General features: G+C 39.9%; 26 protein-coding genes. All 26 read right to left on the reverse strand.

Features of this window, described 5'->3' with window-relative positions; genetic code table 11:
• Window position 1: 1 nt before the first annotated feature.
• The 26 genes from DO88_RS06710 to DO88_RS06585 all read right to left on the reverse strand — a co-directional run bounded on the left by DO88_RS06710 (window position 2) and on the right by DO88_RS06585 (window position 26,534).
• Window positions 2–766, reverse strand: coding sequence for a flagellar motor protein (locus tag DO88_RS06710; protein ID WP_033031466.1), 765 nt, complete (start codon window positions 764–766; stop codon window positions 2–4).
• Window positions 759–1,889 (reverse strand): protein-glutamate methylesterase/protein-glutamine glutaminase, encoded by a 1,131-nt coding sequence (locus DO88_RS06705; protein WP_033039937.1) that lies wholly within the window; start codon window positions 1,887–1,889, stop codon window positions 759–761. The genes DO88_RS06710 and DO88_RS06705 overlap by 8 nt, the downstream gene beginning before the upstream one ends.
• A 61-nt stretch (window positions 1,890–1,950) precedes the next feature.
• A complete protein-coding gene (locus DO88_RS06700; RefSeq protein ID WP_033031470.1) occupies window positions 1,951–4,140 on the reverse strand; it encodes a chemotaxis protein CheA in 2,190 nt (729 codons plus the stop codon).
• Between the two features lie 15 nt (window positions 4,141–4,155).
• Entirely contained in the window at window positions 4,156–4,923 is a 768-nt protein-coding gene (locus DO88_RS06695) for a protein phosphatase CheZ (RefSeq protein ID WP_033039941.1), read from the reverse strand.
• A 17-nt stretch (window positions 4,924–4,940) separates the two neighbouring features.
• Window positions 4,941–5,324 carry a chemotaxis response regulator CheY gene (cheY, locus tag DO88_RS06690; protein ID WP_007377943.1) on the reverse strand — a complete coding sequence of 128 codons (384 nt, stop codon included), beginning with the start codon at window positions 5,322–5,324 and terminating at the stop codon, window positions 4,941–4,943.
• Between the two features lie 40 nt (window positions 5,325–5,364).
• Window positions 5,365–6,075, reverse strand: a complete 711-nt coding sequence (locus tag DO88_RS06685; protein ID WP_033015920.1) for an RNA polymerase sigma factor FliA — start codon at window positions 6,073–6,075, stop codon at window positions 5,365–5,367.
• Window positions 6,076–6,101: 26 nt separating this feature from the next.
• The gene (locus DO88_RS06680; RefSeq protein ID WP_033039944.1) at window positions 6,102–6,962 is read right to left on the reverse strand and encodes a MinD/ParA family ATP-binding protein; all 861 of its coding nucleotides are present in this window, start codon (window positions 6,960–6,962) and stop codon (window positions 6,102–6,104) included.
• Window positions 6,955–8,439 carry a flagellar biosynthesis protein FlhF gene (gene flhF / locus DO88_RS06675; RefSeq protein WP_033039947.1) on the reverse strand — a complete coding sequence of 495 codons (1,485 nt, stop codon included), beginning with the start codon at window positions 8,437–8,439 and terminating at the stop codon, window positions 6,955–6,957. Before flhF ends, DO88_RS06680 begins: the two co-directional genes overlap by 8 nt.
• Before the next feature lie 20 nt (window positions 8,440–8,459).
• Window positions 8,460–10,571 carry a flagellar biosynthesis protein FlhA gene (gene flhA, locus DO88_RS06670; protein ID WP_007377947.1) on the reverse strand — a complete coding sequence of 704 codons (2,112 nt, stop codon included), beginning with the start codon at window positions 10,569–10,571 and terminating at the stop codon, window positions 8,460–8,462.
• A gap of 73 nt (window positions 10,572–10,644) precedes the next feature.
• Window positions 10,645–11,775, reverse strand: coding sequence for a flagellar biosynthesis protein FlhB (gene flhB, locus DO88_RS06665; protein ID WP_007377948.1), 1,131 nt, complete (start codon window positions 11,773–11,775; stop codon window positions 10,645–10,647).
• 9 nt (window positions 11,776–11,784) lie between these two features.
• Window positions 11,785–12,564 carry a flagellar biosynthetic protein FliR gene (gene fliR / locus DO88_RS06660; RefSeq protein WP_033023775.1) on the reverse strand — a complete coding sequence of 260 codons (780 nt, stop codon included), beginning with the start codon at window positions 12,562–12,564 and terminating at the stop codon, window positions 11,785–11,787.
• Window positions 12,565–12,566: 2 nt separating this feature from the next.
• Complete coding sequence (locus DO88_RS06655; RefSeq protein WP_007377950.1) at window positions 12,567–12,836, reverse strand: flagellar biosynthetic protein FliQ; 270 nt, start codon at window positions 12,834–12,836, stop codon at window positions 12,567–12,569.
• Between the two features lie 40 nt (window positions 12,837–12,876).
• Window positions 12,877–13,617 carry a flagellar type III secretion system pore protein FliP gene (fliP, locus tag DO88_RS06650; protein ID WP_007377951.1) on the reverse strand — a complete coding sequence of 247 codons (741 nt, stop codon included), beginning with the start codon at window positions 13,615–13,617 and terminating at the stop codon, window positions 12,877–12,879.
• 4 nt (window positions 13,618–13,621) lie between these two features.
• Window positions 13,622–14,005, reverse strand: coding sequence for a flagellar biosynthetic protein FliO (fliO, locus tag DO88_RS06645; protein ID WP_007377952.1), 384 nt, complete (start codon window positions 14,003–14,005; stop codon window positions 13,622–13,624).
• Window positions 14,002–14,400 (reverse strand): flagellar motor switch protein FliN, encoded by a 399-nt coding sequence (fliN, locus tag DO88_RS06640; RefSeq protein WP_007377953.1) that lies wholly within the window; start codon window positions 14,398–14,400, stop codon window positions 14,002–14,004. Before fliN ends, fliO begins: the two co-directional genes overlap by 4 nt.
• Window positions 14,401–14,420: 20 nt before the next feature.
• Window positions 14,421–15,509, reverse strand: coding sequence for a flagellar motor switch protein FliM (gene fliM / locus DO88_RS06635; protein WP_007377954.1), 1,089 nt, complete (start codon window positions 15,507–15,509; stop codon window positions 14,421–14,423).
• A gap of 9 nt (window positions 15,510–15,518) precedes the next feature.
• Window positions 15,519–16,049 carry a flagellar basal body-associated protein FliL gene (fliL, locus tag DO88_RS06630; protein WP_007377955.1) on the reverse strand — a complete coding sequence of 177 codons (531 nt, stop codon included), beginning with the start codon at window positions 16,047–16,049 and terminating at the stop codon, window positions 15,519–15,521.
• A 57-nt stretch (window positions 16,050–16,106) separates the two neighbouring features.
• Window positions 16,107–18,026, reverse strand: coding sequence for a flagellar hook-length control protein FliK (locus DO88_RS06625; RefSeq protein ID WP_050482454.1), 1,920 nt, complete (start codon window positions 18,024–18,026; stop codon window positions 16,107–16,109).
• A gap of 93 nt (window positions 18,027–18,119) precedes the next feature.
• Window positions 18,120–18,566 (reverse strand): flagellar export protein FliJ, encoded by a 447-nt coding sequence (gene fliJ, locus DO88_RS06620; RefSeq protein WP_007377957.1) that lies wholly within the window; start codon window positions 18,564–18,566, stop codon window positions 18,120–18,122.
• Window positions 18,566–19,900, reverse strand: coding sequence for a flagellar protein export ATPase FliI (gene fliI, locus DO88_RS06615; protein ID WP_007377958.1), 1,335 nt, complete (start codon window positions 19,898–19,900; stop codon window positions 18,566–18,568). The genes fliJ and fliI overlap by 1 nt, the downstream gene beginning before the upstream one ends.
• An 18-nt stretch (window positions 19,901–19,918) precedes the next feature.
• Complete coding sequence (fliH, locus tag DO88_RS06610; RefSeq protein ID WP_007377959.1) at window positions 19,919–20,725, reverse strand: flagellar assembly protein FliH; 807 nt, start codon at window positions 20,723–20,725, stop codon at window positions 19,919–19,921.
• A 3-nt stretch (window positions 20,726–20,728) separates the two neighbouring features.
• Window positions 20,729–21,769: a flagellar motor switch protein FliG gene (gene fliG, locus DO88_RS06605; RefSeq protein WP_007377960.1), complete on the reverse strand. Its 1,041-nt coding sequence runs from the start codon at window positions 21,767–21,769 to the stop codon at window positions 20,729–20,731.
• Complete coding sequence (gene fliF, locus DO88_RS06600) at window positions 21,762–23,477, reverse strand: flagellar basal-body MS-ring/collar protein FliF (RefSeq protein WP_033039951.1); 1,716 nt, start codon at window positions 23,475–23,477, stop codon at window positions 21,762–21,764. Before fliF ends, fliG begins: the two co-directional genes overlap by 8 nt.
• Window positions 23,478–23,497: 20 nt before the next feature.
• A complete protein-coding gene (gene fliE, locus DO88_RS06595) occupies window positions 23,498–23,830 on the reverse strand; it encodes a flagellar hook-basal body complex protein FliE (RefSeq protein WP_007377962.1) in 333 nt (110 codons plus the stop codon).
• 155 nt (window positions 23,831–23,985) lie between these two features.
• Window positions 23,986–25,425, reverse strand: a complete 1,440-nt coding sequence (locus tag DO88_RS06590; RefSeq protein ID WP_007377963.1) for a sigma-54-dependent transcriptional regulator — start codon at window positions 25,423–25,425, stop codon at window positions 23,986–23,988.
• Window positions 25,422–26,534, reverse strand: a complete 1,113-nt coding sequence (locus DO88_RS06585; protein ID WP_007377964.1) for a sensor histidine kinase — start codon at window positions 26,532–26,534, stop codon at window positions 25,422–25,424. The genes DO88_RS06590 and DO88_RS06585 overlap by 4 nt, the downstream gene beginning before the upstream one ends.
• Window positions 26,535–26,643 lie beyond the last annotated feature (109 nt).

Consider the following 26,643-nt stretch of genomic DNA (forward strand, 5'->3'; position numbering starts at 1 on the left):
GTTATTTATCCACTAAATTAGGGCGTTCTACACGATAAGCTTCTAACTTTAGTTCAATATTAACAGGGCTTTCGCCTAAACTGATTGCAATAACACCTTCAGCTAACAGTTCGTGATACAACATTTTTTGTTCAACACGTTGTTTTAGTTTATTTGCCATCGGTAAAAATAGTAAATTAGCTAAACCGACACCATAAATAGTGGCTATAAATGCTGTCGCGACACCAGCACCCAGCTTTTGCGGATCGGTAATAAATGACATAGCCTGAATAAGACCAAGCACTGCGCCCAAAATCCCTATTGTTGGGCTATACCCGCCCATAGCTTCATAAACGCGTCCTGCCTCTAATAAACGGTCGCGTTCTAATAATAAATCAATTTCAAGTGTATCGCGCAGCTTTTGCTCAGAGCAACCATCAACAAGTAAGCTAAGACCTTTAGCTGCATATGGATCGGGATGAATTAAGGCCTCATTTTCAAGTGCTAAGTAGCCTTCTTGTCGTGCTTTGTGAGACCATTGTTTAACTTGTTCGATCGCTTCGTCTACATCATGCTTTGGCGAAATAAAAACCCAGTGGCTTATTTTTAGCATTTTTTTAAAAGTACTAGATGATGTTTGCAACATCACAGCGCCAAGCGTACCACCAACTACGATTATAAGTGCTGGTCCATTGAATAACGCAGAGACAACACCGCCTTCTAAAGAATAACCTATCGCTATAGCGCCTAACGCAATAAATAAACCTAATATAGAAAGCTTATCCACAACCAATCTCTTTTTTAATCCTTAGAGCTATATCATCTAGAGCAAGACTTTCACTTGCTAAGCCAGCACTTGCAACCGCCTGTGGCATACCGTAAACAACACAACTTTTTTCGTCTTGTGCCCAAATAGTGGCGCCAGTCTGCTTCAACATTCGAGCACCATCACGCCCATCAGCCCCCATACCAGTAAGAACAATAGCCAGTACGTCACCTTGACAAGCTTTTGCAACGCTTGCAAAAGTCACATCAACACTTGGTTTATATGTTATTCGCTCACTGTTATCTTCAAATACGCGCAATGTTTTTGAAGACCCACGCCCCTCAACCATCATTTGTTGGCCACCTGGAGCCAAGTATGCAGTCCCTGGTTGTAATCGATCCCCTTGTTGAGCTTCCTTTACTTTTATCTGGCATAAACCATTTAAACGCGAAGCAAATGCAGGTGTGAATGCGGCAGGCATATGCTGAATTAATAATATAGGATGCGGGAAATTTGCTGGTAATTGAGTTAATATTGTTTGTAATGCAACGGGTCCGCCAGTCGATGTACCAATAGCAACAAGTTGATATTTTTTACCACTAGCATGAACGGAGGCATTAGAATTCGTACGTTGAAAGCTTCTATCTGGCTGCTTTAACGTTGCCGTGTTCCTTAATGAACTTGGAGTCGCTAATGGCATACTTTGCGGTTTAGCTTGTGTTATGGGCTTGAATGTACGGGGAACTCTTCTTCGACCAATTTCTTTCACTTTAGCTTGTAAAAGCTTTATTGCATCTTCATTGTTACGTGCAATATCTTCGAATTTTTTCGGTAAAAAATCCATTGCTCCGGCATCTAATGCATCAAGCGTTGCCGTTGCACCATCTCGAGTTAGTGAAGAAAACATTAAAATTGGTGTCGGATTACTCGACATTATTTCTTTAACTGCGCTAATACCGTCAAGCACAGGCATTTCTACATCCATTGTAATCATGTCAGGGCGTAGTTCAGCTGTTTTTTCAACAGCTTCTCTGCCATTCACAGCAAAACCTATTACTTTTATATCGCTGTCTTGCTCAAGTATTTCGCTCACTCTGCGGCGAAAAAAGCTAGAATCATCAACAACTAAAACTTTAACGGCCATTTAGCTCTCTTATTAAATTGAAGTGTAGGGCACTTTTACAGTGCACCTACTTTATTTATTATCAGCCCGCGTAATGTTTTAACATATTTGGTACATCTAAAATAAGTGCAATACCACCATCGGAAGTAATTGTAGCACCAGCCATACCGGGTGTTCCTTGTAATAAAGCATCAAGAGGTTTTATTACAACTTCCTCTTGCCCTATTAACGAATCTACGACAAAGCCTACTTGTTGTGTACCAATTTGGACAATAACTACATGACCATGTGCTTTACGCTGAGAGCGGTCAGCGCCTTTAACTAGCCAATGCTCAAGATAAAACAATGGAATTGCTTTTTTGCGCACAATAATTGTCAATTGACTATCAACAACATTCGTTTTAGTTAAATCGAGGTGGAATATTTCGCTAACACCCGCAAGTGGTAATGCAAATGTTTGCTCTCCAACAACAACCATTAAGGTCGGCAAGATAGCGAGAGTTAATGGTACTTTTATCTCTAAAGTAGTCCCAACACCTAACTCTGACTGAATACTTACTGAGCCATTAAGTTGGGTAATTTTGGTTTTAACTACATCCATACCAACGCCACGACCTGAAATATCCGAAATCTCTTCTTTTGTTGAAAAACCAGGTGCAAAAATTAAATTATATGCTTCAGTATCAGAAAGCCGGCTTGCTTGGTCGTGATCAAGAACACCTTTACTAATCGCTATTTTTTTCAGCTTCTCAGCATCCATACCAGCACCATCATCTTTAATGGTAAGTAAAATATGATCGCCTTGCTGAGATGCTGATAACGTAACAGTACCTGTTCTTGGTTTTCCAGCAGCCTCACGAAAATCTGGCATTTCAATACCGTGATCAACAGAGTTACGCACTAAATGCACTAAAGGGTCGGCTAATGCCTCAACCAAATTTTTATCTAAATCAGTCTCTTCACCAACTAATAATAGATTAATGTCTTTATTTAAGCTGCGTGCTAAATCACGAACAACTCGAGGAAATCGGCCAAACACTTTTTTAATTGGTTGCATGCGGGTTTGCATAACCGCACCTTGAATATCAGCAGTAACAACATCTAAGTTAGATATAGCTTTACCCATTGCTTCGCTTTCAGAATTCGTAGCCAAGCTAACTAAGCGGTTACGAACAAGTACCAATTCACCGACCATATTCATAATTTGATCTAAGCGTTTAGTGTCAACACGCACTGTCGTTTCAGCAGTTGGTGCAGTAGCCTTTTTTGGAGCTGCAGCAGCTGTTTTTTCAGCAGGTTTTGCAGGTACTGGTTTTGATGCTTCAACTTTTGGTACTGGGGCTGCTTTGGGCTTAGGAACAGCTTGTTTTGCGGCTGGTTTTTCAGCAATCGCAGGAGTGCTTTCTAAAGATTTAGGTGCAGTTCCCTTACCATGAAGTTCATCTAACAGTGATTCAAATTCATCATCACTGATATCATCGTTCGATGAATCTGTATTGTTAGTCGAAGGCGATGGCTTTTGTACATCAGGTGTAACATTACTTTCTTGCGCTGCAACAGAGCCGAAACTGCCAACACCATGAAGCTCGTCTAGTAAATTATCAAACTCATCGTCTGTAATATCACCATTCAAATCATGACTATTTGTGGGGGCTTTTACTGCCGATTCTTGGCTTGTACCATGTAATTCATCAAGTAGGTTTTCAAACTCATCCTCTGTAATTTCATCAATTTGAGAGTCAGTTTCAGATGAAGTTGGGCCACTAAACAGCTCATCAAAAGCAAAAGGGTCCGCACCATCAGTACTGGGAGTTTGTGCTTCAGCGGCTTCTTGAGGCTGTTCTACAACAACTTCAGGAGAAGTACCTGATAACTCGTCTTCTGTGGGGGGGAGACCTAACTTATGTAAAACTTCAAGTAGTTGAGGATCCGCAGGTTCTGGTTTATCACGATTTTGAATCGTCGCAAACATTTCATTGATAGTATCAAGTGCTTGTAAGATAACATCCATTAGCTCAGAATTAACAGAACGAACGCCCTGCCTTAACAAGTCGAATACATTTTCTGCGCCGTGACATGCGTCAACAAGCTCAGTCATAGCTAAGAATCCAGCACCGCCTTTTACGGTATGAAAGCCTCTAAATATAGCATTTAGCAACTCGGTATCTTCTGGATTGTTTTCCAGTTCAACTAACTGTTCAGATAAAAGCTCAAGGATTTCTCCTGCTTCTACAAGAAAGTCTTGTAAAATATCTTCATCGACTTCAAACATGCAGTTACTCTCCTCTTAGAAGCCCAAACTTGATAAAAGATCATCGACTTCATCTTGATCAGACACAACATCATTACGTGATTCTTTATCAATAATAGGCCCTTCAGGACCTGCTAATGTTTCTGGGTCAACTGGGTCATCTATTTTTTGTGGTTTTAGGGTGACTGCTTTACTGATATCTTGTTCAGAAAAAGCAGTTAAAAGATGAAGTAAGCTTTCTTCAACTTCCCTAACAAGTTCTATAATTCGGCGAATTACTTGACCTGTCAAATCTTGATAATCTTGGGCCATTAATATGTTAGTCATGAAGCTTTGTAACTCATCAGTTTTATGATGAGAACTGCTCATGAATTTATCAATGCTGTGGCACAGTACTTTAAATTCACCGAGTTCAATTTCACGACTCATTAGACGGTCCCATGTCGGTTTGATACGGGATATTTCATCCGCTAACTGTTGTGCTATCGGTAAACTCGCCTCAACCGCATCCATGGTTTTATTTGCAGCATTTTCTGTCATCTCAATGACATAATTAAGCCGTTTTTTAGCATCAGGTATAGCGTCGTTAGTGAGATCTGTTAGGCGCGTGTCTAGCTCAAAGCCTTTTAAAGCTTCATGTAGTTGACGCGTCAACTTTCCCACTTCGTCAAATATTTCTGACTGCTCTTTAGATGCAGTATCTAAAATTAGTTGATCAGCTTTATCATGTTCGCCATTTTCTAAAAAAGTGACGAGCTGACGAGCTTGTTCTAACGTTATCCGAGGCGCAGCAGGTGCTGGCATAAGCCTTTCCCCTATTATTAACCTAAGCGTTCGAACACTTTTTCTAATTTAGTTTTTAATGTGCCAGCTGTAAATGGTTTTACAATATAGCCATTAACACCAGCTTGAGCCGCTGCTATTATTTGTTCTTTTTTAGCTTCAGCTGTCACCATTAAAACAGGAAGGTGTTTTAATTTATCGTCAGCCCTTATCGCTCTCAAAAGATCAATACCTTGCATTCCTGGCATGTTCCAATCTGTTACCACAAAATCAAAAACTTGATTTTGTAACATGGGTAAGGCTGTAGAGCCGTCATCCGCTTCTTGGACGTTGGTAAAGCCTAAGTCGCGCAATAGATTTTTAATAATACGTCTCATTGTCGAAAAATCATCAACAACAAGAATTTTCATGTTTTTATCCAAAACATCCTCCAGTGAGGTCTTAACCTGTATTTACTTACTACTAGTTTATCCAGTCATTGATTTTTGCTTTTAGCTTAATCATCGCCTGACCATGTATCTGACTTACACGCGATTCACTTACATCGAGTATATGTCCAATTTCTTTTAAATTCATTTCATCGTTATAGTACAAAGAAAGTACCATTGCGTCTCGCTCTGGTAATGACTTGATAGCATTTAATAATGATTCATTAAATCGTTCATTTTTAACGTTATTAAACGGTTTGTCTAGCGTTAAATCTTGGCCCGCCGTGGTAATAACATCTTCATCGACCCCGAGGTCTTCGATGCCTAACACTTTACTTGTGTTTACATCGTTTAAAATATGATGGTACTCATTTAACGAAATTTCAAGTTTTTCAGCAACTTCTATATCGGTTGGTTCACGATTCAAGCTACTTTCTAATCCAGCAATCGTCTCGGCTACAAGACGGCTTTTTCTATGAACCGACCGAGGAGCCCAGTCACCACGGCGCATTTCATCAAGCATGGCACCGCGAATTCGTATTCCCGCGAACGTTTCAAAACTTGCGCCTTTGGTTGCATCAAAGTTTTTTGATGCTTCAATTAGGCCTATCATACCCGACTGAATTAGGTCATCGAGTTGGACACTTGGAGGCAAACGAGCAATTAAATGACATGCCACTTTTTTGACTAGCGATGCATGTTTTTCAACAATCACATTTAAATTTTGTGTTGATTGATATCCCATAGCTCTATTTACCAATGTTGTCATAATTAGCCGTTAACTAGCTTCTCAATAAAAAACTCTAAATGTCCTGAAGGTTGGTTAGGTATAGGCCATTTCACTGCTCTTGTCGCCAGTGCTTTAAAGGCAACTGAAGCAGGAGAACTAGGAAAAAGTTCTACAATCACTTTTTGACGGCGAGTTGCCTTACGCATATTTTCGTCATAAGGGATTGTTGCAACCAACTCCATTGACACATCTAAAAATCGGTCCGTTACTTTTGAAAGTTTTGCAAATAACTCATGACCTTCACGCATACTACGAACCATATTAGCTACAATTTTGAATTTATACACCCCATGCTCACGACTTAACACTTTAATAAGTGCATAAGCATCTGTGATTGAAGTCGGTTCGTCGCACACTACAACCATTACATCTTGAGCAGCACGAGAAAAGCTCAGTACCATATCTGAAATACCCGCAGCGGTATCTACAATTAAGATATCAAATTCGGTATTTAATTCGCTAAAAGCGCGTATAAGGCCTGCATGTTCAGACTGTGATAATTCCACCATACTCTGAGAACCAGAGGTCGCTGGTACAATTTTAATTCCTGCAGGACCTTCAACTAAAATCTCATCGAGTTCACACTCACCAGAAAGTACATGTGATAAATTACGTTCAACCCGTAATCCGAGCATCACATCACAGTTCGCTAGACCTAAGTCGGCATCAAGTACTAAAACTCGATTACCTTGCTGGCCTAATGCTATTGCCGTGTTAAGTGAAACATTTGTTTTACCTACACCACCCTTGCCACCAGTAACAGCGATAACTTTTACGCCGTTGTTATTGTTTTGACTCATTTTGCGCAGGCCGCTTGCTTGATCTAATACTGTGTTAATCATACATCCCTACTGTGCTCGACGCCACTGCTTGGTGTCGTGAATGTTGTGCTTTTATTCTTTTCAAATACAATTGCTCAGCTTTTTTTACTAGTTTTTCTGCATTTGCAACACGAATGTCTTCTGGAACTCGTTGACCATTAGTAAGATACCCTATTGGAAGGCGATTTTGAATCGCAATACTAATAATCTCACCTAAACTTAAAGATTCATCCAACTTGGTGAAAATACAACCACTTAACTGCACTTTTTTGAAATGTCGTACTGTTTCTTGCAAGACATTTATTTGCGCTGTTGCACTTAATACTAAATAACTACGAATATCAACACGTTGATTGCGCATAAGCGTATTCAATTGCTCTGTTAAACGTAAGTCTCGTTGACTCATACCTGCTGTATCAATTAATACTAGACGTTTATTTCGTAAATGGTATAAAACTTCAGCTAATTCATTAGCATCTTTAACCTGCTTTACTCCACAACCGATAATTCGACCGTATGTTGCAAGTTGCTCATAAGCACCAATTCTGTATGTATCGGTGGTTATTAGCGCCACTTTATCTGCACCGTATTTCTGTGCGCCTAAAGCAGCCAACTTTGCAACTGTTGTCGTTTTCCCCACACCAGTAGGGCCTACCAATGCGTAAACACCACCTTGACGTAGTATTTCATTATTCGTAGTTTGCATCTGGTCTTCGACCATTGTTAACAAAGCCTTCCAACCTTGTTGGCGAGATACGTCATCAGGTACAAAACACGCCATTTGTTCTGCAACTTCTTTATCGATTCCCATACCAACTAAACGGTCAATCATACAAGCACGTGTGGGGTCACGGCGTGCCATATCTTGCTGCATTAAACCTGACACTTGGTGCTCTAGCAATTGACGAATAGCGTTCATTTCTTCACGCATTGACGTCATTTCTTCACTTTCATTATTTTTAACGTGCGCTTGAGGTGTTACGGGGCTATCTAGATCATCAAAATCACGATCTAGGTCATCAAAACCTAAACTATCGGCTTGGGTCTGTGGACGTGTTGGTGCAATATCTTCGCGAGCAAACATATTCGCTGAGCGAGGTTTGACAACTGGCTCTTGATAATTATCGGTCGTTTCAATACCCGATTGAGAAAACATTGATGCTAATTCAGGTGAACGTGGGCGAGGAGATTGACGCTCTAGTAAAGCTTCTAAACTATCTGCAACCCTAGCTTGGGGGGCAGCTTTAGCGCGTTGAAGCTCTGGCTTTACAAAATTATGTATACTGTGTGATTGTGCTGAGTCATCCGCACGCACTAAAGTATTTTGCGGCTGTGCAGCTGATTTAGGGGCCGCTTTTTCATAATCAACTGCGGCTACAATCTCAACGCCATTAGCCAGCTTTTTGTTAGACATAATAACCGCATCAACACCAAGTTCATCTTTCACTTCTTTAAGTGCTGTACGCATATCTTTAGCAAAAAAACGTTTAATTTTCATTATTCAACCCCTTTAAAATCTTATTGTTGGCCTACAGAGCTGACAATTTTTATCTGTCTTTCGTCTGGCACCTCTTGATAAGACATCACCCTTAATCCTGGTATGGTGTACTTAACAAAACGAGATAACACAGTACGTAACATTCCTGACGTTAACAGTATTGAAGGTTCACCGGCCATTTCTTGATTTTGATGCGCTTCATTCAATGACACTTGAAGTCGCTCTGCAAGTCCTGGCTCTATACCGGCACCTTCATCGCCTGCATTTTGCAATGACTGATGCAACATCTGTTCCAACTCAGGCGCCAAGGTTATGACAGGTATTTCAGATGACATTCCAACCGCATCTTGAACAATTAATCTACGCAGAGAAATACGCACTGCAGCCGTTAATACATCAGGGTCTTGGCTACGAGGACCATACTCAACAAGGGTTTGTACAATTGATCGCATATCGCGAATAGCCACCCCTTCGTTCAATAAGTTCTGTAGTACTTTTACAATAGCGGTTAACGGCAATACATCAGGGACAAGTCCTTCAACCAAACGAGGATGACTCTTTCCAAGCATATCAAGTAAGTTTTGAACTTCTTCATGCCCTAGTAACAACGCTGCGCTGTTAGTTAACAACTGACTAATATGAGTTGCAACCACTGTGGCAGAATCAACAACGGTATAGCCTAAAGATTGAGCTTCGTCTTTTTGATCAGGTTTAATCCAAACCGCGTCTAATCCAAATGCAGGATCTTTAGTTTCAATTCCTTTTATTGGACCAAATACTTGCCCTGGGTTAATAGCCAGCTCATCACCATGCTTAAGCTCCCCCTCACCAGTAGATACTCCCATTAGCGTTATTCTGTAAGCATTAGGGTCTAGTTCTAAATTATCGCGAATATGAACAGGAGGAACTAAAAATCCAAGCTCTTGAGAAAGCTTTTTACGCACTCCTTTAATCCGGTTGAGTAGTTCACCACCTTGTGATTGATCAACCAGCGGAATTAATCTATACCCTACTTCTAATCCTATTACATCAACTTGCTGAACATCATCCCAACCAAGCTCTTTTTGCTCTTGTTTATTCGCAACACCTGTCGCGGTGCTTCCGCCATTTGCAGCCTCTTCAGCTTCGGCTGCAGCAGCTTTGATTTTACTTTGCTGCGTGTAATAGGCTAAGTAACCAAGTAGTGCGCCTAAACTCAAAAAAGCAAAATGCGGCATACCAGGGACTAACCCCATGATGATCAAAATACCTGAAGCAATAAAGAGTGACTTTTCGTTACCAAGTTGTTTCTTGAATTGGTCACCCATATTAAGCGACTCATTTTGACGTGTTACTACAATTGCCGTGCCAATTGAGAGCAATAATGATGGAAGCTGAGCAACCAAACCGTCACCAATGGTTAGAAGTGTATATACTTCCATTGCATGGCTAAAACTTAAGTTATGCTGGATCATCCCAACAAATAAGCCACCTACAATATTAATAATTAAAATAACGATACCGGCTATTGCATCGCCTTTTACAAACTTACTCGCACCATCCATTGAACCGTAAAAATCGGCTTCGCGAGTTACTTCCTCGCGACGGTCACGCGCTTGCTCAGCACTAATAAAGCCGGCATTTAAATCGGCATCTATTGCCATTTGTTTACCTGGCATTGCATCAAGGGTGAAACGTGCAGATACCTCAGAAATACGTCCAGCACCCTTTGTTATTACTACAAAGTTGATAATGATAAGAATTAAAAATACAACTAAACCAACTGCATAGTTACCACCAATTACAACTGAGCCAAATGCTTCAATGACCTTACCTGCAGCATCACCACCGTTGTGACCCTCAAGTAACACAACTCGAGTACTAGCAACGTTGAGCGCTAAGCGCATAATCGTAGCGATAAGTAATACAGCGGGGAACATACCAAATTCAACTGGTTTCATCGTGTAAACAGTCACGAGTAATACAACTAATGCGAGCGCAATATTAAACGAAAAAAGGATGTCGAGTAAAAATGGCGGTAATGGTAAAATCACCATTCCCAGTGCAGCAAGCACAAGCAAAGGAGTCCCTACTCCTTTGGCATATTCTTTTTTGTCTCTATTAAGTTGTTGTAATACCGCTTTAAAACTCATAATTCTACAATTTCAAAAAATTGACACTATATAGAATTAGCAATAACTATTCCAAGTTAGTAAATTTGCGATATTAATACTTGTAGGCGTCGGGGATGGGGAGTTTATTACTAAGCTTTGTAGGGCGTTTTCCTCGTCCCTTGTTAAAACGTTTTAGCTGAAATACATACGCTAGCACTTGTGCAACAGCCGTAAATAGCTGATCAGGTATTTGATCGCCAACTTCAGCCGTATGATAAAGTGCTCTAGTTAGCATGGGGGACTCTACAATGGGGACTTCATTACCAATTGCTACTTTACGAATTTGCATTGCCATCTCGTCAATACCTTTGGCTAGTACAATAGGCGCTCCTGCACGCTCCGTATCGTACTTTAAAGCGACTGAGTAATGAGTTGGGTTAGTAACAATAACATCTGCATCAGGCACATCTTGCATCATGCGTTTTTGCGACATTTGCCTTTGTGTTTGCCTAATACGTGCTTTTATTTGTGGGTCACCTTCCGAGTTTTTATACTCATCTTTAACCTCTTGCATTGTCATTTTAAGTTGCTTGTTATGGTTATAACTTTGAAATGGCGCATCAATTGCTGCAATAATAATTAAAGTGCATGAAAGCCCTAAAAACATCCACGCTAAAATCTCTAAGGCATGAATAATATTACCCGGTGCACTTTCTAAGCTTAAGTGCAGTATTTCATCAAAAAAAGTATCAATTAAAAACACTGCAAAACTTGCAACTAAACCAAATTTTAAAAGTGACTTTATAAGCTCAACAGCCGCTTGCGGGCCAAACATTCGCTTAAAGCCCTTCATTGGTGACATTTTGCTTGCTTTAGGCGCGGCAGCTTCCCAGCTAAAATTAAAACCACCTAACAATGTATTACCAATAAATGCAGCTAAAACAATAATTAATACAAACATGGCCATCGGGAACATTAAAGCGTCAGCAACTTCTCCCCAAACGGCAAACATTTTAGTTGTATCAAATGCTTCGTTACGGTTTAAGCTAAGTGTACGGCCCATCACATTATATAAACCTTTGCCAATTTCTGGTCCATACATCAAAAGAGATATAGCCGAAAAAATAAGCACAAACATGGTACCTAACTCTTTTGAGCGCGCTATTTGACCTTTCTTTTTAGATTCGTCAAGTTTTTTGGATGTGGGTTCTTCTGTTTTTTCCTGCCCTGAGTCTTCAGACATGACTTTCTCCTAAGGTGAACAACCAACTAAAGTACACATTAGCTCAATCATTTTTAACCATTGAAACTCAAACTGAGTAACAAAGTTGCCTAGTGTCGCCCAAATAATAATAAGTCCCGCTACCAAGGTAAACGGAAAACCAATAGAGAAAATATTTAATTGCGGCGCTGCACGCGTCATAATACCAAACGACATATTAATAACGAGCATAGCTGTGAGCGGTGCAAGTGAGAGTACAAGTGCTGTAGTAAACATCCAGCCGCCCCAGGTCACTATGTCCCAGTAATGATCTACAGACCACCACGTGCCATCAATCGGTAACACTTGAAAACTATGGACCACCATCTGAATCATCATTAAGTGCCCATTAAAAACAAAAAATAGAAGTGTCGCTAAAATCAGAAAAAACTGTCCAACAGCAGGTACACTTGCACCATTAGAGGGATCAATAACTGAAGCAAAACCTAAACCTGTTTGCATTGCTAATATTTGCCCAGCTAACACAAAGGTGTTTAATAAGAGTATAGATGCAAAACCAATCGCAATACCAATCAACATTTGCTGGATAACAACTAAAATCATTTCAAACGAAAACAAATTAGTGAAGGTGGCCGGAGGTAATACAGGTATAACAACGAGAGTTACTACAACCGATAACCCCATCTTTATCCGAGTAGGGACGTTTTTAGCACCCAAACCAGCCATAATCATTATCATTGAGCTGATGCGAACTAAGGGCAGCAAAAAATCACTCAACCATTGAATTACGACTGAAAACGGATACTCCACTTTTAACCTGCTATTTCAGGAATGAGCAATACTAAACGAGTGAAAAAATCCATTAACTCTTGAGTAAGCCAATGGCCACCCACAATTAGCGCACTTATAGTGATTAATAAACGAGGTAAAAAACTGAGTGTTTGTTCATTGATTGATGTTGCAGCCTGAAATACAGCAACAATTAAACCAATAATTAGGCCTGGTACTACAATTGCAGACACCAACTTAATAACCAAAAACAAGGCATCACTTAGAATATCAACAAAAATTTCCGGTTCCATGTTGTACTCCTATTGTTGAATTACATTAATACTTTGCATACTAAGTCCCTAAGCCAAAGCTTTTGGCTAAGGTACCCATCACTAAGCTCCAACCGTCAACAAGTACAAATAACATAATTTTAAACGGCAAAGACACTATCATAGGAGAGAGCATCATCATACCCATCGCCATTAATACCGAGGCAACAACTAAATCAACAATTAAAAATGGAATAAAAAACATAAACCCGATTATAAATGCGGTTTGCAGTTCACTGGTAACAAATGCAGGGATCAATACAATTAATGGTGTATCTTTTGGCGAGTTAAGCTGGTCGTACCCGGCAATTTTAGCAAACGTTTCTAGATCTTTAAGACGAACTTGAGATAGCATAAAGGCTTTCATAGGCTCTTTTGCAAGCTCTAAAGCTTGCACTGAAGTAACCTGCTCATTTAAATAAGGTTCTATGGCCTGCTCGTTCACCTGCTGGTAAATAGGAGACATTATAAAAATACTTAAAAAAAGCGACATGCCTAGTAACACTTGATTCGACGGTGTTTGCTGCAAACCAATTGCTTGGCGTAAAATAGCAAGCACAACAATAATACGTGTAAATGAGGTCATCATGATTATAGCGGCTGGTATAAAACTCAGCGCCGTCATAATCGCTAAAACTTGTAACGTTACTGAGTAATCTTGTGTGCCATCGGCGTTTGTTGTAATGGTTAGCGCATCAATACCCTCAGCACTGACACTTGGTACAAATACCATGGCGAAAATAATAAGCAGCCACTTTGTCATAGGTCTAATTCTTTTTATTTTGGTTTGATTGCGGGTTTAAAAGTTTACCAAATCGTTTAGCTAATTCAGGAAGTTCTTTTTCGCTTAATGGGGTTTCTAACTTGTGTAAGTAATTAATACTGTGAGGCGTTACACCAAGCAAATGCTGCGCATTGTCTATTTCAACAACCATTAAACGCTCACGAGAACCCAAAGGTAGGCTTCTAACTACTTTAAACTCATCGCTGTTTGCTAGATTTGGATTAAGCTTCTTTACAAAAAATGCCAGCACGATGATAAGTACTAGCACCATTACGAGTGACAGCACCATAGAGAGTATATCTCCAGTTGGTGTTGCCACATCTGCTTTTGAAAAAACGGAACTCGTTAAAGCAACTAATAAGCTCATCGTAATTTTTTGATCCGCTCTATTTGGCTTATTACATCAGTTAAGCGAATACCAAACTTGTCATTTACTACAACAACCTCTCCATGAGCAATCAAAGTACCATTAACCAAAACATCCAATGGCTCACCCGCAACACGATCAAGCTCAACAACTGATCCTTGGTTAAGCTGCAGTAAATTACGAATATTTATTTTAGAACGGCCAACTTCCATAGAAATGGTAACGGGGATATCTAAAATCGTATCGAGTTTACGTTTTTCATCGCCGCTGATTTCGTGCTTTGAATCACTTAACTCGTCTAATTCTGCAACATGCGCCTCAGCACCTTCATCTGGGGTATCGGCTTCTGCAAGCGCAGCAGCCCACTCGTCCATAGTATCTTGATCATCACTCATACTTTTAACCTTTTAATCAATTACCAGTCTAAATCTACACCATCAGAAAGGTGTAAATCATCCTCTAATTCTGCTAATTCTGCATCTGAGTCAATTTTCTTGCCGCCTTTGGTAAATACATGCAGCTCAGATTTAACTGAATCAGGTCGTTTAATTTTTTCGCTAATCTGTAGGGCAACACTATCACGAGAGCGGCCCATTTTGGCTCTGAATGTAGGTAACTCTTCGACAAATACTGTAATGTGCTCAGGCATTTCAACAGGGATTATATCGCCTGCTTTGAGTTCCATTATTTGCTTTAAAGACAAATCAACTTCAAGTAATTGAGTTGATAATCCAACTTCTACATCCATAATCTCATCGCGAAGCGCTTTACTCCATCGTAAATCGGTATCTTCAGTATCCGACTGCACACCTGCATCTAACAGCTCTCTGATTGGCTCAAGCATGGAGTAAGGTAATGCTATGTGAAAATCACCACCACCACCATCAAGCTCAATATGAAAAGAGCTAATAACTACAACCTCTGTGGGGCTCACAATATTAGCCATGGCAGGGTTGACCTCTGAGTCGAGGTATTCAAAAGATACATCCATGACAGGCGCCCATGCTTCTTTATAATCTTCAAAGATTATTTTAAGTAGCATTTGTACAATACGACGTTCTGTTGGTGTGAACTCGCGGCCTTCTATTTTTGCATGATAACGTCCATCGCCACCAAAAAAGTTATCAACCAAAATAAACACAAGTCGTGCTTCCATAGTGATTAGCCCGGTGCCTTTTAATGGTCGAAAGCGGACCATATTTAAGCTGGTAGGTACAAAAAGGGTGTGAATATATTCACCAAATTTAATCATTTGCACACCATTTATCGATACTTCAGCAGTACGGCGCATCATGTTAAATAGGCTAATTCGCATATGCCTAGCAAAACGTTCGTTAACAATTTCAAGTGTCGGCATGCGACCACGCACGATTCGATCCTGCGAAGAGAAGTCGTACTGAAGTGTACTACCTCCGCCGTCTTCACTATCGTGCTCTTCCTCTTCGACATCATCAACACCGTGTAATAACGCATCAATTTCGTCTTGGGATAATAAATCGCTCACGCTAACCCCTTATTGCATCACAAAGCCGGTAAACAAAACCCGCTCAATTACTTTACTACCTTCAACGCCAGCCAAAGCTGTTTGTACTTTTTCAAGCGCAGAAAAACGCAATGTTTCTTTGCCTGCACTTGTACTTAATTCATCAGCTGTAGTTGTAGAAAATACACTTAATAACGTGCCTTCTATAAGTGGGATATGTTTTTTTGCAGTCTCTTCATTGACTTCACCACGAACCAATAACTGCACTTTAATTTGTACAATCCTATCACGACTTGAACCTGGTACATTAAATACAAAAGGTCTGGGCATAGCAACATACAGTGCACTGCCAATCGAAGCAGATGAGCCAGAAGCAACAGGAGCCTCAGCCGCTATGGCCGTTTCTTCATCTAACGTTTCTGCTGGGACCTCATCAGAACCTGACATTAAAAAATAACCTGCGGCGGCACCAACAACAAGTACAACGGCAACAATAATAATTATCAGCTTCTTTTTACTTTTACCTGTTTCTTCAATTTCTAAATTAGTGTCTTCAGCCATTGTATTTCCTTTATTTGCAAAGGTACTTACTTGTTTTAGTTATTATAATAGCAGTACTTAGGCATAGTAATCTATTGCTGATGAAGTTTGTTGTCGAGAACTTTGTAGTTGAGCCTCTCCTGAATCGGCATTTTCTTCGTTAATGGTATTTTTATTAACCAAACCGTTTTTTGAATCATCGTCATTTTGTTCTGTGGTTTCGTTCTTAGAATCGCCATATGAAATACTGCTATCGCCTAATTCAATACCTTGTTGTGCGAGCATTTCACGCAAACGAGGTAATGATTGTTCTAACGCCTCTTTTGCTTGCTGATTTTGTACTACAAAATTAATTTGGGCTTGCTCAGCATCACTTCTAATACGTATTTGCATACTGCCCATTTCAGGTGGATCTAAGCGTATTTCAGCTTCTTTATTGTTAATACTTAGCATTGAACTGACGCGCTCTTGCAAGAGCTTAGCGGCATCACTTTTAATAATATTAACCGCCTGCATAACACCCGGATCAATACTCATTTGCTTACCTTGCGCAGTGCTTTGTAATTGTTGAGATTGCAACACTTGCGTATCTAGTATTGCTTGTTCATAGCCTAAAGTATCGTAATTACTTAATCCGCCCCTTTGCAAGGTATCAAGTACGCCTGTGATTTGTGTAAATAGCTGCATAGAACGCGGGGTTAGCTGTTCTGCATTATTGATTTTAGAACCATCTTTTTGAATCGTGTCTAGTTGTTTTATCAAATCATCGTCCGCCTCAGCTAATTGGTCTGGCGGAATACTATTTTCATTTATTGTCGATTTCACACTCTGCTTCTGCGAATTGTAAACAGTATTTGGAGTTTCACCTGCAACAAAAGTAGTTATTTTATTCTTTGGTTGTTCTAAATTGATTGATGTTTCAAGCACACTTACCGCTTCTTTGAGATAAGTTAACTGAGCACCTTGTGGCTGTTCGGTTTTAATATAAGTTGTTAACTGAGACAATAACGCTTGTTTTTCAGTCGTCGTTAACGCGCTAATTTCTGCATTAAAAGATTGTTTAGGTACTAAAGCTTGTGGTTTATTATTTTCAGTCACAAACGCATTAAGCATTTGTTTTAAAGCCGCAATATTATCATTGTTAGTTGATTTATTTACGGTTTGAGATTGAGTAATTAATTGTTCACGCTGCTCAGGAGTCAAACTTGACAATATTTTATCTAACTTTATTGCACTATCATCTTTACTTAACAACGTTTCAACTGCAGCACTGTTACTGCTTTGAGAATCCACATTACTTACACGTTGAGTATTCGTGATCTCACTTTTTGGCGTTTGCTTGTTGTCTACCAAGGCAGGTTTAATTTGTGATTCATCAGCAGCAACACGTTTGGCGACGCCTGGTTTATCTATAATAGGCCCCTCTTTATCGTGTTCATTTTTATCAACGACTGGATTTAATTGCTCATCAAGCTTCTCTGCGGCAAAACCTTTATTTATATTACTTTTATTTAATGCTGCAGCATCGCTAGTACCTTTGTCAGTAGCTTGCGATTCAGTACTTTTTTGTTCAGCGGCCTTTTGCCCGATGTTTTGTGATGCACTTGAAATTATATTATCAGCGGATTTAGTTTTATCTAAATCAGTATCAATAGTATCAGAACTCTGTTCAGAGTGTTTTTTAACTGATATATCAATAGCTTGTGCAGAGTTAATTTGAGCCAGCATACTATCTCCAGATAAATTAGTATTATCTTGGTTTTCTTGCTCATTTTCTACAATATCAGTTTTTGCCTGTTTAGGCTCAGCGGCACGAATCGAATCTTTCGCATCACCTGAAGAGCTACGTTTACTTGCCGCTTCAATTGAATTATGCGCACTGTGTAACTGATTTAGAAACTCGGTGTCATTGCTTTCTTTATCTTTAGCTAAACGATTGTCTTTAGAGGCTAAATAAGAATCTTGCTCAGACGCAACCAAACTAGAAATATCATTCATCACCATAAACCACCTAACATTATTGCGGCAACACGCCACCGCATATTGCCAAAAATTAAAGACTGCCTAAATAAAGCAATTTACGTGCCTAATTTATAAAACTTTACGACGCTGAAAAAATTGGTTGGATGAAAACTCATCTAACATTTTTTGCTCACTTTTCGCAATAAGCACATCTGCTTTTAATTTTTGGTTTTCAATTAACTTAGCAACAGCTTTAGCTTTAATTTGTTGCTTTAACCAAATTGCTTTTCGTTGACTGACTACTTGCTTAGCCGTATTAACTGTACTCGCCTGTTGGCGAATTGCTTCTTCTATTTTTGCTATAAAAGCATGATATTGACTAAATCCTGCACTTGATAAACCTGACTGGCCTTTTACATGTAACTGTTGCATGTATTCCATTCGAAAATCATTCAGACCTTGTAATTTTTGTTGATTGGCCTGCAAATTCTGATTTGCTTGTAGGTAACTCATGCGTAAGTTTTCTTCTTTGTCATTTTCAAGTTTGAGCAACAAATGCAGCTTATTCTTAGCCATTATGCTTGTCCTAATAGTTGTGCTAAGCCTTGTAAGCCATCATCGTAACTAATCACATCACGCATACCTTGTTGTAAAAAAGTATTAACTCTGGGCATCATATTAATAGCTTGATCAAGCATTTGGTCAGTGCCTTTTTGATAAGCGCCTAAAGTGATCATATCTTTATTTTGCTGATACATAGAATATACCTGCTTAAGCACACGAGCTTGTTGCATATGCTTTTGTGAGACAACTTGAGGCATCACTCGTGAAATCGACTTTTCAATATCAATTGCCGGATAATGACCACTGTCAGCTAAATCACGGGAAAGTACAATATGACCATCTAAAATAGCCCGTGCAGCATCAGCAATGGGATCCTGCATATCATCACCTTCACTTAATACTGTGAAAAAAGCAGTAATTGATCCCTGCCCTTCCCCGCCGTTACCGGCGCGTTCCACCAGCGCCGGTAATTTAGCAAACACTGATGGCGGATAACCTTTTGTAGCTGGAGGCTCGCCAACAGCAAGTGCAATTTCACGTTGTGCCATTGCATATCGAGTAACTGAATCTAGTAGCAACAATACATTTAAACCTTGATCACGAAAATACTCAGCAATTGTTACAGCACTTTCACAGCCTTTTAAACGCATAAGAGGAGATGAATCAGCCGGTGCAGCAACAACAACTGAACGTTTTCTCCCTTCTACACCAAGAATCTCTTCAATAAATTCTTTTACTTCTCGGCCACGTTCACCTACTAGTCCAACAACAATAACATCGGCCTCACTGCCGCGTGTCATCATACCTAAAAGCACCGACTTACCGACACCAGAACCTGCAAACAAGCCCATGCGCTGGCCTTGACCTACAGTAATGACCGAATTTATAGCACGCACTCCCACATCCATAGGCTGGCTTATCGGACGTCGAGAAAGTGGGTTTATAGTATTTTGTGCAAATTTTAAATAATGTTCCGCATTTATTTTACCAAGACCATCAAGTGGGCGACCTAATCCATCAACAACGCGGCCTAACAAACTCATTCCAACGGGTAAACCTAAGTTATTGACCTGAGGGATCACTCGAGCACCAGGTAATACTCCTGAAATATGATCATTAGGCATTAGGTAAAGAGTTTGCTCATTAAAACCTACTATTTCAGCATCAACAAAACCATTCATAGTTTCTATTTTGCATTGGCTTCCAACAGGCGCACGTAAACCTTTTGCTTCAAGTGTGAGGCCTACGACACGTGTTAAAATACCCGCTACCGCGAGGGCTGGTGTATTAATATGCTGTTTATATTGAGATAAGCGTTCGCTTAAAGATGCACATTGTTCAGACATGACATGCCAATAAAGTAGTTAGATACCACTATTATGCAAAAAACTATCCAATGTTTCTTTGACGCGAGTTTTCAAGGTCATATCGAGTGAGGATTGGGCTGTTTTAACCTCGCAACCGCCACGTTCAAGTGTAGGTTCAGCGATTAGTTGCCAATTATTATCTGCGATGGTTTGTTCTCCATAGCTGTTTTTTATGAGTTCTAAATCTTCTGGGTGTAAATGTATACGTACCTTTTCTTGCTCAGCATTAAGCGAATCGATACTTAGTTTAAGTGTATGTAAAATAACATCAGGAGAGGTTTTTACTTCTTGATAAATTATTGCTTCAGCAAGCATTACTGTCAATTGGACTAATTGTTTTTCAACTTGTTCATCCACTTTATTCAAAGGAGTAGTTAAATTATCTAATATGCTACGCAAACCCGTGAGTTGTTCTTCAATTAATGGTTTTACGTCCTCATGACCTTGAGTTTTACCTAGTTCAAGCCCCTCTTTATAACCGGCCTCTTTTCCCTCTGTAACGCCTTTATCAAAACCATCAATATAACCTTGCTCATGCCCTTGTTTAAGACCTTCTTCATAAGCATCTTGTCGAATTCGCTCAAGTTCAGCCATAGTAATAGAAGGTAATTCAGGTTCCTGAGGTTCCTCTACAGGTACCTCTTCGGCCATTTCTTTTTTGTATAAATCCGAAAGTGGTGTGCCAAAAGCAGTTGAACGATCTCCAAAACTTCTTTCGTCCGGAGCCATATTGGGCACTGACCAGTTTCTTAATAATTCATCTGCTTCTTCTGCATTGAGTGGACGACCTTTTAACTTACTCATGCTTTACAGGAACTCCTCACCACCACCGCCACCTAGCTGAATCTCGCCAGAATCAGATAAACGACGTGCAGTTGATAAAATTTCTTTTTGCGCAGCTTCAACTTCACTAATTCTTACAGGTGCCATTGCTTCTAAATCATCAGCAAGCATTTCTGCTGCACGTTTAGACATGTTACCTAATATTTTCTCTTTAAGAGCATCGTCTGTGCCTTTAATCGCTTTCATAAGTACATCTTGTTGTACTTCACGCAAAATTGCTTGAATGCCACGGTCTTCAACATCCATTAAGTTTTCAAATACGAACATTAAGTCTTGAATTTGCTGTGACATCTCTTCATCGTGCTCACGAATAGAGTCCATTAACTGCCCTTCTACATTTGTATCAAGGTAGTTCATAATATCAGCTGCAGCTTTTAAACCGCCCATTTTAGCTGCTTGCGCACCCGCTTGACCTGCAAATTGTTTTTCCATAATCTCATTGAGCTCTTGCAATGCCGCAGGTTGCACTTCTTCAAGATTAGCAATACGCATAGTTAAATCTAAACGTACTTTTTCAGGAAACTGTGCCAATATTTCAGCAGACTGCTCTGGCTCTAAATAAGATAAAACAATAGTTTGAATTTGCGGATGCTCATTACGAATAATATTCGCTACCTGCTTAGAGTCCATCCACTTAAGAGAATCAAGTCCCTTAGCGCCTGATCCCATAACAATTTGGTCAATAAGGCTGGCTGCTTTATCTTCACCCAATGCAGCTGTAAGTGCTTTTTTGATAAAATCTTCAGATTGGAAGCCTATCGTACTAAAACTCTGAATTTGTTCAATAAACAAATTATGCACGGCACTTATTTTAGCTTGAGACAAGTCATCTAAGCCCGCCATTGCCATACCCACTTTTTGTACCTGTTTAGGTTCTAAATGCTTGAGTATTTGCGCCGCATCTTCTTCTGATAAACTCAAAAGTAATATAGCCGCTTTATCTACACCATCGAGCTTATCAACATCAAATGCTGTTGGCAGTTGTTTTTGTTCTTGATCAGTCATCTTCTGTTAACCACGCTTTCACTACTTGTGATGATAGTTCTGGTTCGTTAGCTACAAGGGCACGAATTGCTTTTAATAAGTCCTCGTCACCATGTAGGTCTGGTAACTGTAGTGTACCATCGCTAGAGAAGCCAATTGAAGCAGAATCAAAGTCTTTATTTAGCATATCAAGTGTACTGTCACCAATATCAACCCCTGAACTCAATGCATCTTCATCATACTCTTCCAAGGTATTATCTGGGTAAATTAGACGTTTAAGCATTGGTTTAACAACGGCCATAATAAGAACAATAATTACTAAGGCACCTAGACCCAGACGCACATACTTCACAAACCAATCTTGCTCCCACATTGGGACTTCAAGGTCTAAACCTGTCGTTTCACGCACAAATGGCACTGTTACCACTTCAAGTGCATCGCCACGCTGCATATCAAACCCGACACCGCCTTGTAATAAACGACGAATATTTGACAATGCCTCCACTGATCGTGGTGTCATGGTCGTTTCGCCGTTTTCATCCACTTTTGGAATATAATCAACAGCAACCGATACACTTATTCTGCGTATTACCCCCGTTTGCTGGCGTTTATGCGAAATAGTAGTATCAAGCTCATAGTTTCGCGTAGATTCTTTGTGATTACGAGTTGGCGAAGTGCCTGTTCCTGCACCACCTTGTCCTGCTACTTCTGGAATATTCGAGTTTAGTGGAGGCTGATTCGTAAGCGCACCTGGAATACCAACGGCTAAACCGCCTATGTTATTTTCTTCAAATGTGGTTTCACTTCTCACTGCAGGTAAATCTGGATTGTAGCGTTTTTGTGTTTCTTCTATCGCACTAAAGTCCATACTTAAATCAACTTGGGCTGTATAATTTGCAAGCCCTACGACAGGTATTAAAATGCTGTCTATTTTTTCTAAATATTCTTGTTCTCGTTTACGTTCTAAGTCGTACTCTTTACGAGAACGTGCTGCTAATGAGCTTTGCGAACCTGAATTTAATAAGCGACCATTTTGATCTGTAACAGTCACCCTACCTGGCTCTAAGCCTTGTACTGCTGAAGCAATCATATCAACAACAGAGTCTATCTCTTCACCATTAAGAGAGCGTCCACGTTTAAGTGTTAGCACAACGGTGGCAGATGGCTTTTTCTCTCTGCGCGCAAATACGTTCTCTTTTGGTATAGCAAGCAATACTTTCGCACGAGTAATATTATTAAGCTCTTCTATAGTACGTGCTAATTGCTGCTCTCTACCATGTTTGAGGCGCTCACGTTCAAGACGCTGACTAACCCCAAACCCCATATCTTGCATGATAATATCTGATCCCGAAGTAGGTCCTTGGTCTAACCCTTCGCGAGTCATTAATAATTTTATATTTTGATATTCACTTTCATCAACCGATACGACATTACCATCAAGTTGATATTCTATCTTTTGTGCATCTAAAAAATCGAGGGTTTGAATTAACTCTTCTGTTTGCATTTTACCCAATGGGCGCATATCTGGCTGACGTGCCCAAATAATGATAAAAATGGCAATAGCCAAACAAATAGCCAGAGCTATAACCAGTGTCACTTGGCGTAATACATCAGTACCATTTAAAGCACTTAAATAGCCTGATTTCTGTTCTTGTTGATCATCACTATCACTTTGGTCGATATCACCACTAGCAAGTGCAAGGTCTGTAGATTGGTTAGATTGCGCCACGATAATTCTCCACTACCTAGTTAAACAGGCATGTTCATGATTTCTTTGTAAGCTTCTACAAGTTTATTACGAACCTGTACTGTAGCTTCAAATGCAACCGAAGATTTCTGAGAAGCAATCATCGCCTCAGCAAGCGATACACTTCGGTCACCCATTTCAACTGCTTTTACTTTTTGGCCTGTATCTTGTTGTAACTCATGCACTGTATTTAGCGCATTACTTAGCATATCGCCAAATTGTGCAGTAGAAGTAGACTGCACTTGAGTTGGCAATTTATTAATTTGATTATTACGGCCAGCTTCAAGGGCCATTGATTGCATTTCTTGAAAGACAGCGCTATTTTGAATTTTCATAATTTTTCTCTGACAATGCAGTTAAGCTTATAAAGATAATAAAGCACAAACCATGCCAACTAAAAACACAATTAAAACAATTGGTTACAGTCAGCTTGTGAGTCAGAGTTTTGACAACCCCAAATTAAATTAATTAAATTTGGGGCTTAGAGGGATTATGCAGGAAGTGAAATACCTAAATCGCGCATTTGCGCTAGCTTATAACGTAATGTTCGAGGGCTAATACCTAATGTTTCTGCTACATCTTTGCGCTTACCTTGACAGCGAGCTAATGTTTCTAAAATAATACTATGCTCTTTGTCTTTAAGTTCATCTTTATAGCTCCCGGTGTCAACCGCAAGTAAATCTTGCTTTGGCTCACCAACCATAGGCATTTTTTCATCGTAATATGCCGTGCTTAAGCTATTTATAGCTTCGTTTGACGTTGCTGTTTCCAATACTTCTGTTGGTGTAATTACAAAATCGCTTGCTACTAAGTTTTCGATAAAAATAGCATGTTCATTTATTGTATTACCACTTCGTAGTATCAGTGCTCGCTGAATTACGTTATCCAGTTCACGAACATTACCAGGCCATGCATGAGCAAGTAGTTTTTGCTCTGCTGCTTTATCTAAGTAGGCCATAGGCTCTTTACTTTTATTTATATGGCGTTCTATTAAATGCTTTGCGAGTATAATTATATCACCAGGGCGCTGGCAAAGAGGTCGCCACATTAATGGAAAAACATTAAGTCGGTAATATAAGTCCTCTCTAAATTGGTTCTTAGCGACCGCTTCTTTTAAGTCACGATTACTCGTTGCTAATACACGAACATCTAGTTGGATTGTCTTACGAGCACCTAAACGCTCTACTTCCCGCTCTTGTAGCACTCGTAGTAGCTTTGCCTGTAATCCTAAATCCATTTCAGTGATTTCATCTAGTAAAATTGTTCCGCCTTGCGCTTGTTCAAATTTACCAGGGCATGCTTGAATAGCACCTGTAAACGCCCCTTTTTCGTAACCAAATAAAGTGGCCTCAAGCATATTTTCAGGGATCGCAGCACAATTTATAGCAACAAAGGGTTCATTGCATCGACTCGATTTATCGTGAATATAACGCGCGAGCACTTCTTTACCTGAACCACTAGGCCCGAGCACCATTACACTCGCATCAGAGCGTGCAACTTTACTTGCAAGTTCGAGTAATTGAATGCTACTTGGGTCGGCAACAATAGGGCCATCTGTCTCTCTCGCTTTTTCAGGCAAATAGCGACTCACCATATTTAGCAGCACTTCAGGTGCAAATGGTTTAGCCATATAATCAATAGCACCTAAACGCATAGCTTCAACAGCATCATCAATCGTGGCATAGGCCGTCATCATCAATACAGGTAAATCGGGATAATTTAATTTAATACTTCGCAGTAAGTCCAAACCGCTCATGGTTCCCATTTGCACATCACTTACGACTAATGAAAATTGCTCTTTTTTAAGCAATAACATCGCTTGCTCTGCGCTATTAGCTGAAACGCATTCAATACCTGACATCTCCAGCGTATCAATTAAAGCTTCACGGAGCCCCGCATCATCTTCTACGACTAAAATAATATTACTCATAATGATTCCTCTAATTTAGATGTCGCGCGTATTGGCAACAGTAAACTAAAACAAGCTCCACCATGAGCATTGTTACTAACGTCAACACGTCCTTGATGCGCATTAACCACCGAACTTACAACAGCAAGCCCTAGACCAGTGCCTTGGCTTTTTGTAGTAAAAAAGGGTTCAAACATTTTATCAGCCTGACTTAAATCAATACCGGGACCATTATCGCTTACACTAATACGCACAAAGTCGTGATCTTGTAAATCAGTCGCGGCACTCAAATGCACTTTAGCCCCAGAACCAATCACTTGAATGCTATTGTGAATAAGGTTTTGAACAGCACTGGCTAGCGCTGTCTTATTCCCCACTATTACAATATCTGGTTCAGGAAGACTTACATCCAGCTCGCTTTCATTAAGTGCGACCATGGCATCAGCACCGGTTTTCACTTCTGTTAATAATTGCTGCATAGAGACTTGTTCAACGACTTGCTGCTCACCGCTTTTAGCAAATAACAGCATGTCATTAACCTGCGTTTCTAAATCTTTTAATCGTGACATCAATTTAGTTTGGAAATTATCGCGAGATGCTTCTGGCAAGCGCTTTGAGCCTAAGTTAGCAGCATAAAGCATTGCTGCAGATAGAGGCGTGCGTACTTGATGCGCAAGAGACGCCACCATTTTACCCAGCGCACTTAATCGCTGCATATGTGCAACACGTTTTTGTAAACGTCGCGTCTCAGTTAAGTCCGTCATTAAAATAAGTTGTCCCGGCTCTGGAGCCAAAGCGGTGATATCGAGCTTAATTAAACGCCCGTCTTTTAATGATACTTCGTGTCCATCATCTTGATGTGGTTTGAAAGACCGCTGAATAACATAAAACCACTTTTCACCTTCAAGTGGTTCACCAAGCATATCAATCGCAATTTGGTTCGCTTTAGCAACCATGCCTTTACCATCAAGTACAACAACACCAGTGGGCATTGTATCAACCAAGTGCGAAAGCCAACTTGCCTGCTTACGAAGATCACTTAGCTCACCAATGTACTCCTCTTGAAGTAAACATGGGTTATACTTATTTGCAGAAATAAACTGTGGTTTTAGCACGCTTGCAAGGGCCATAATCAAATCTCAAACTAATGTAGATACAGAGTTAAATGCACAATTTGTACCAAAGTTTATTTATATATTTATCATTAAGTTACATAAGAAAAACAAGCGACATAAAAAT

Source organism: Pseudoalteromonas sp. S3431 (assembly GCF_000690035.1).
Classification (GTDB): Bacteria; Pseudomonadota; Gammaproteobacteria; order Enterobacterales; family Alteromonadaceae; genus Pseudoalteromonas; species Pseudoalteromonas fuliginea.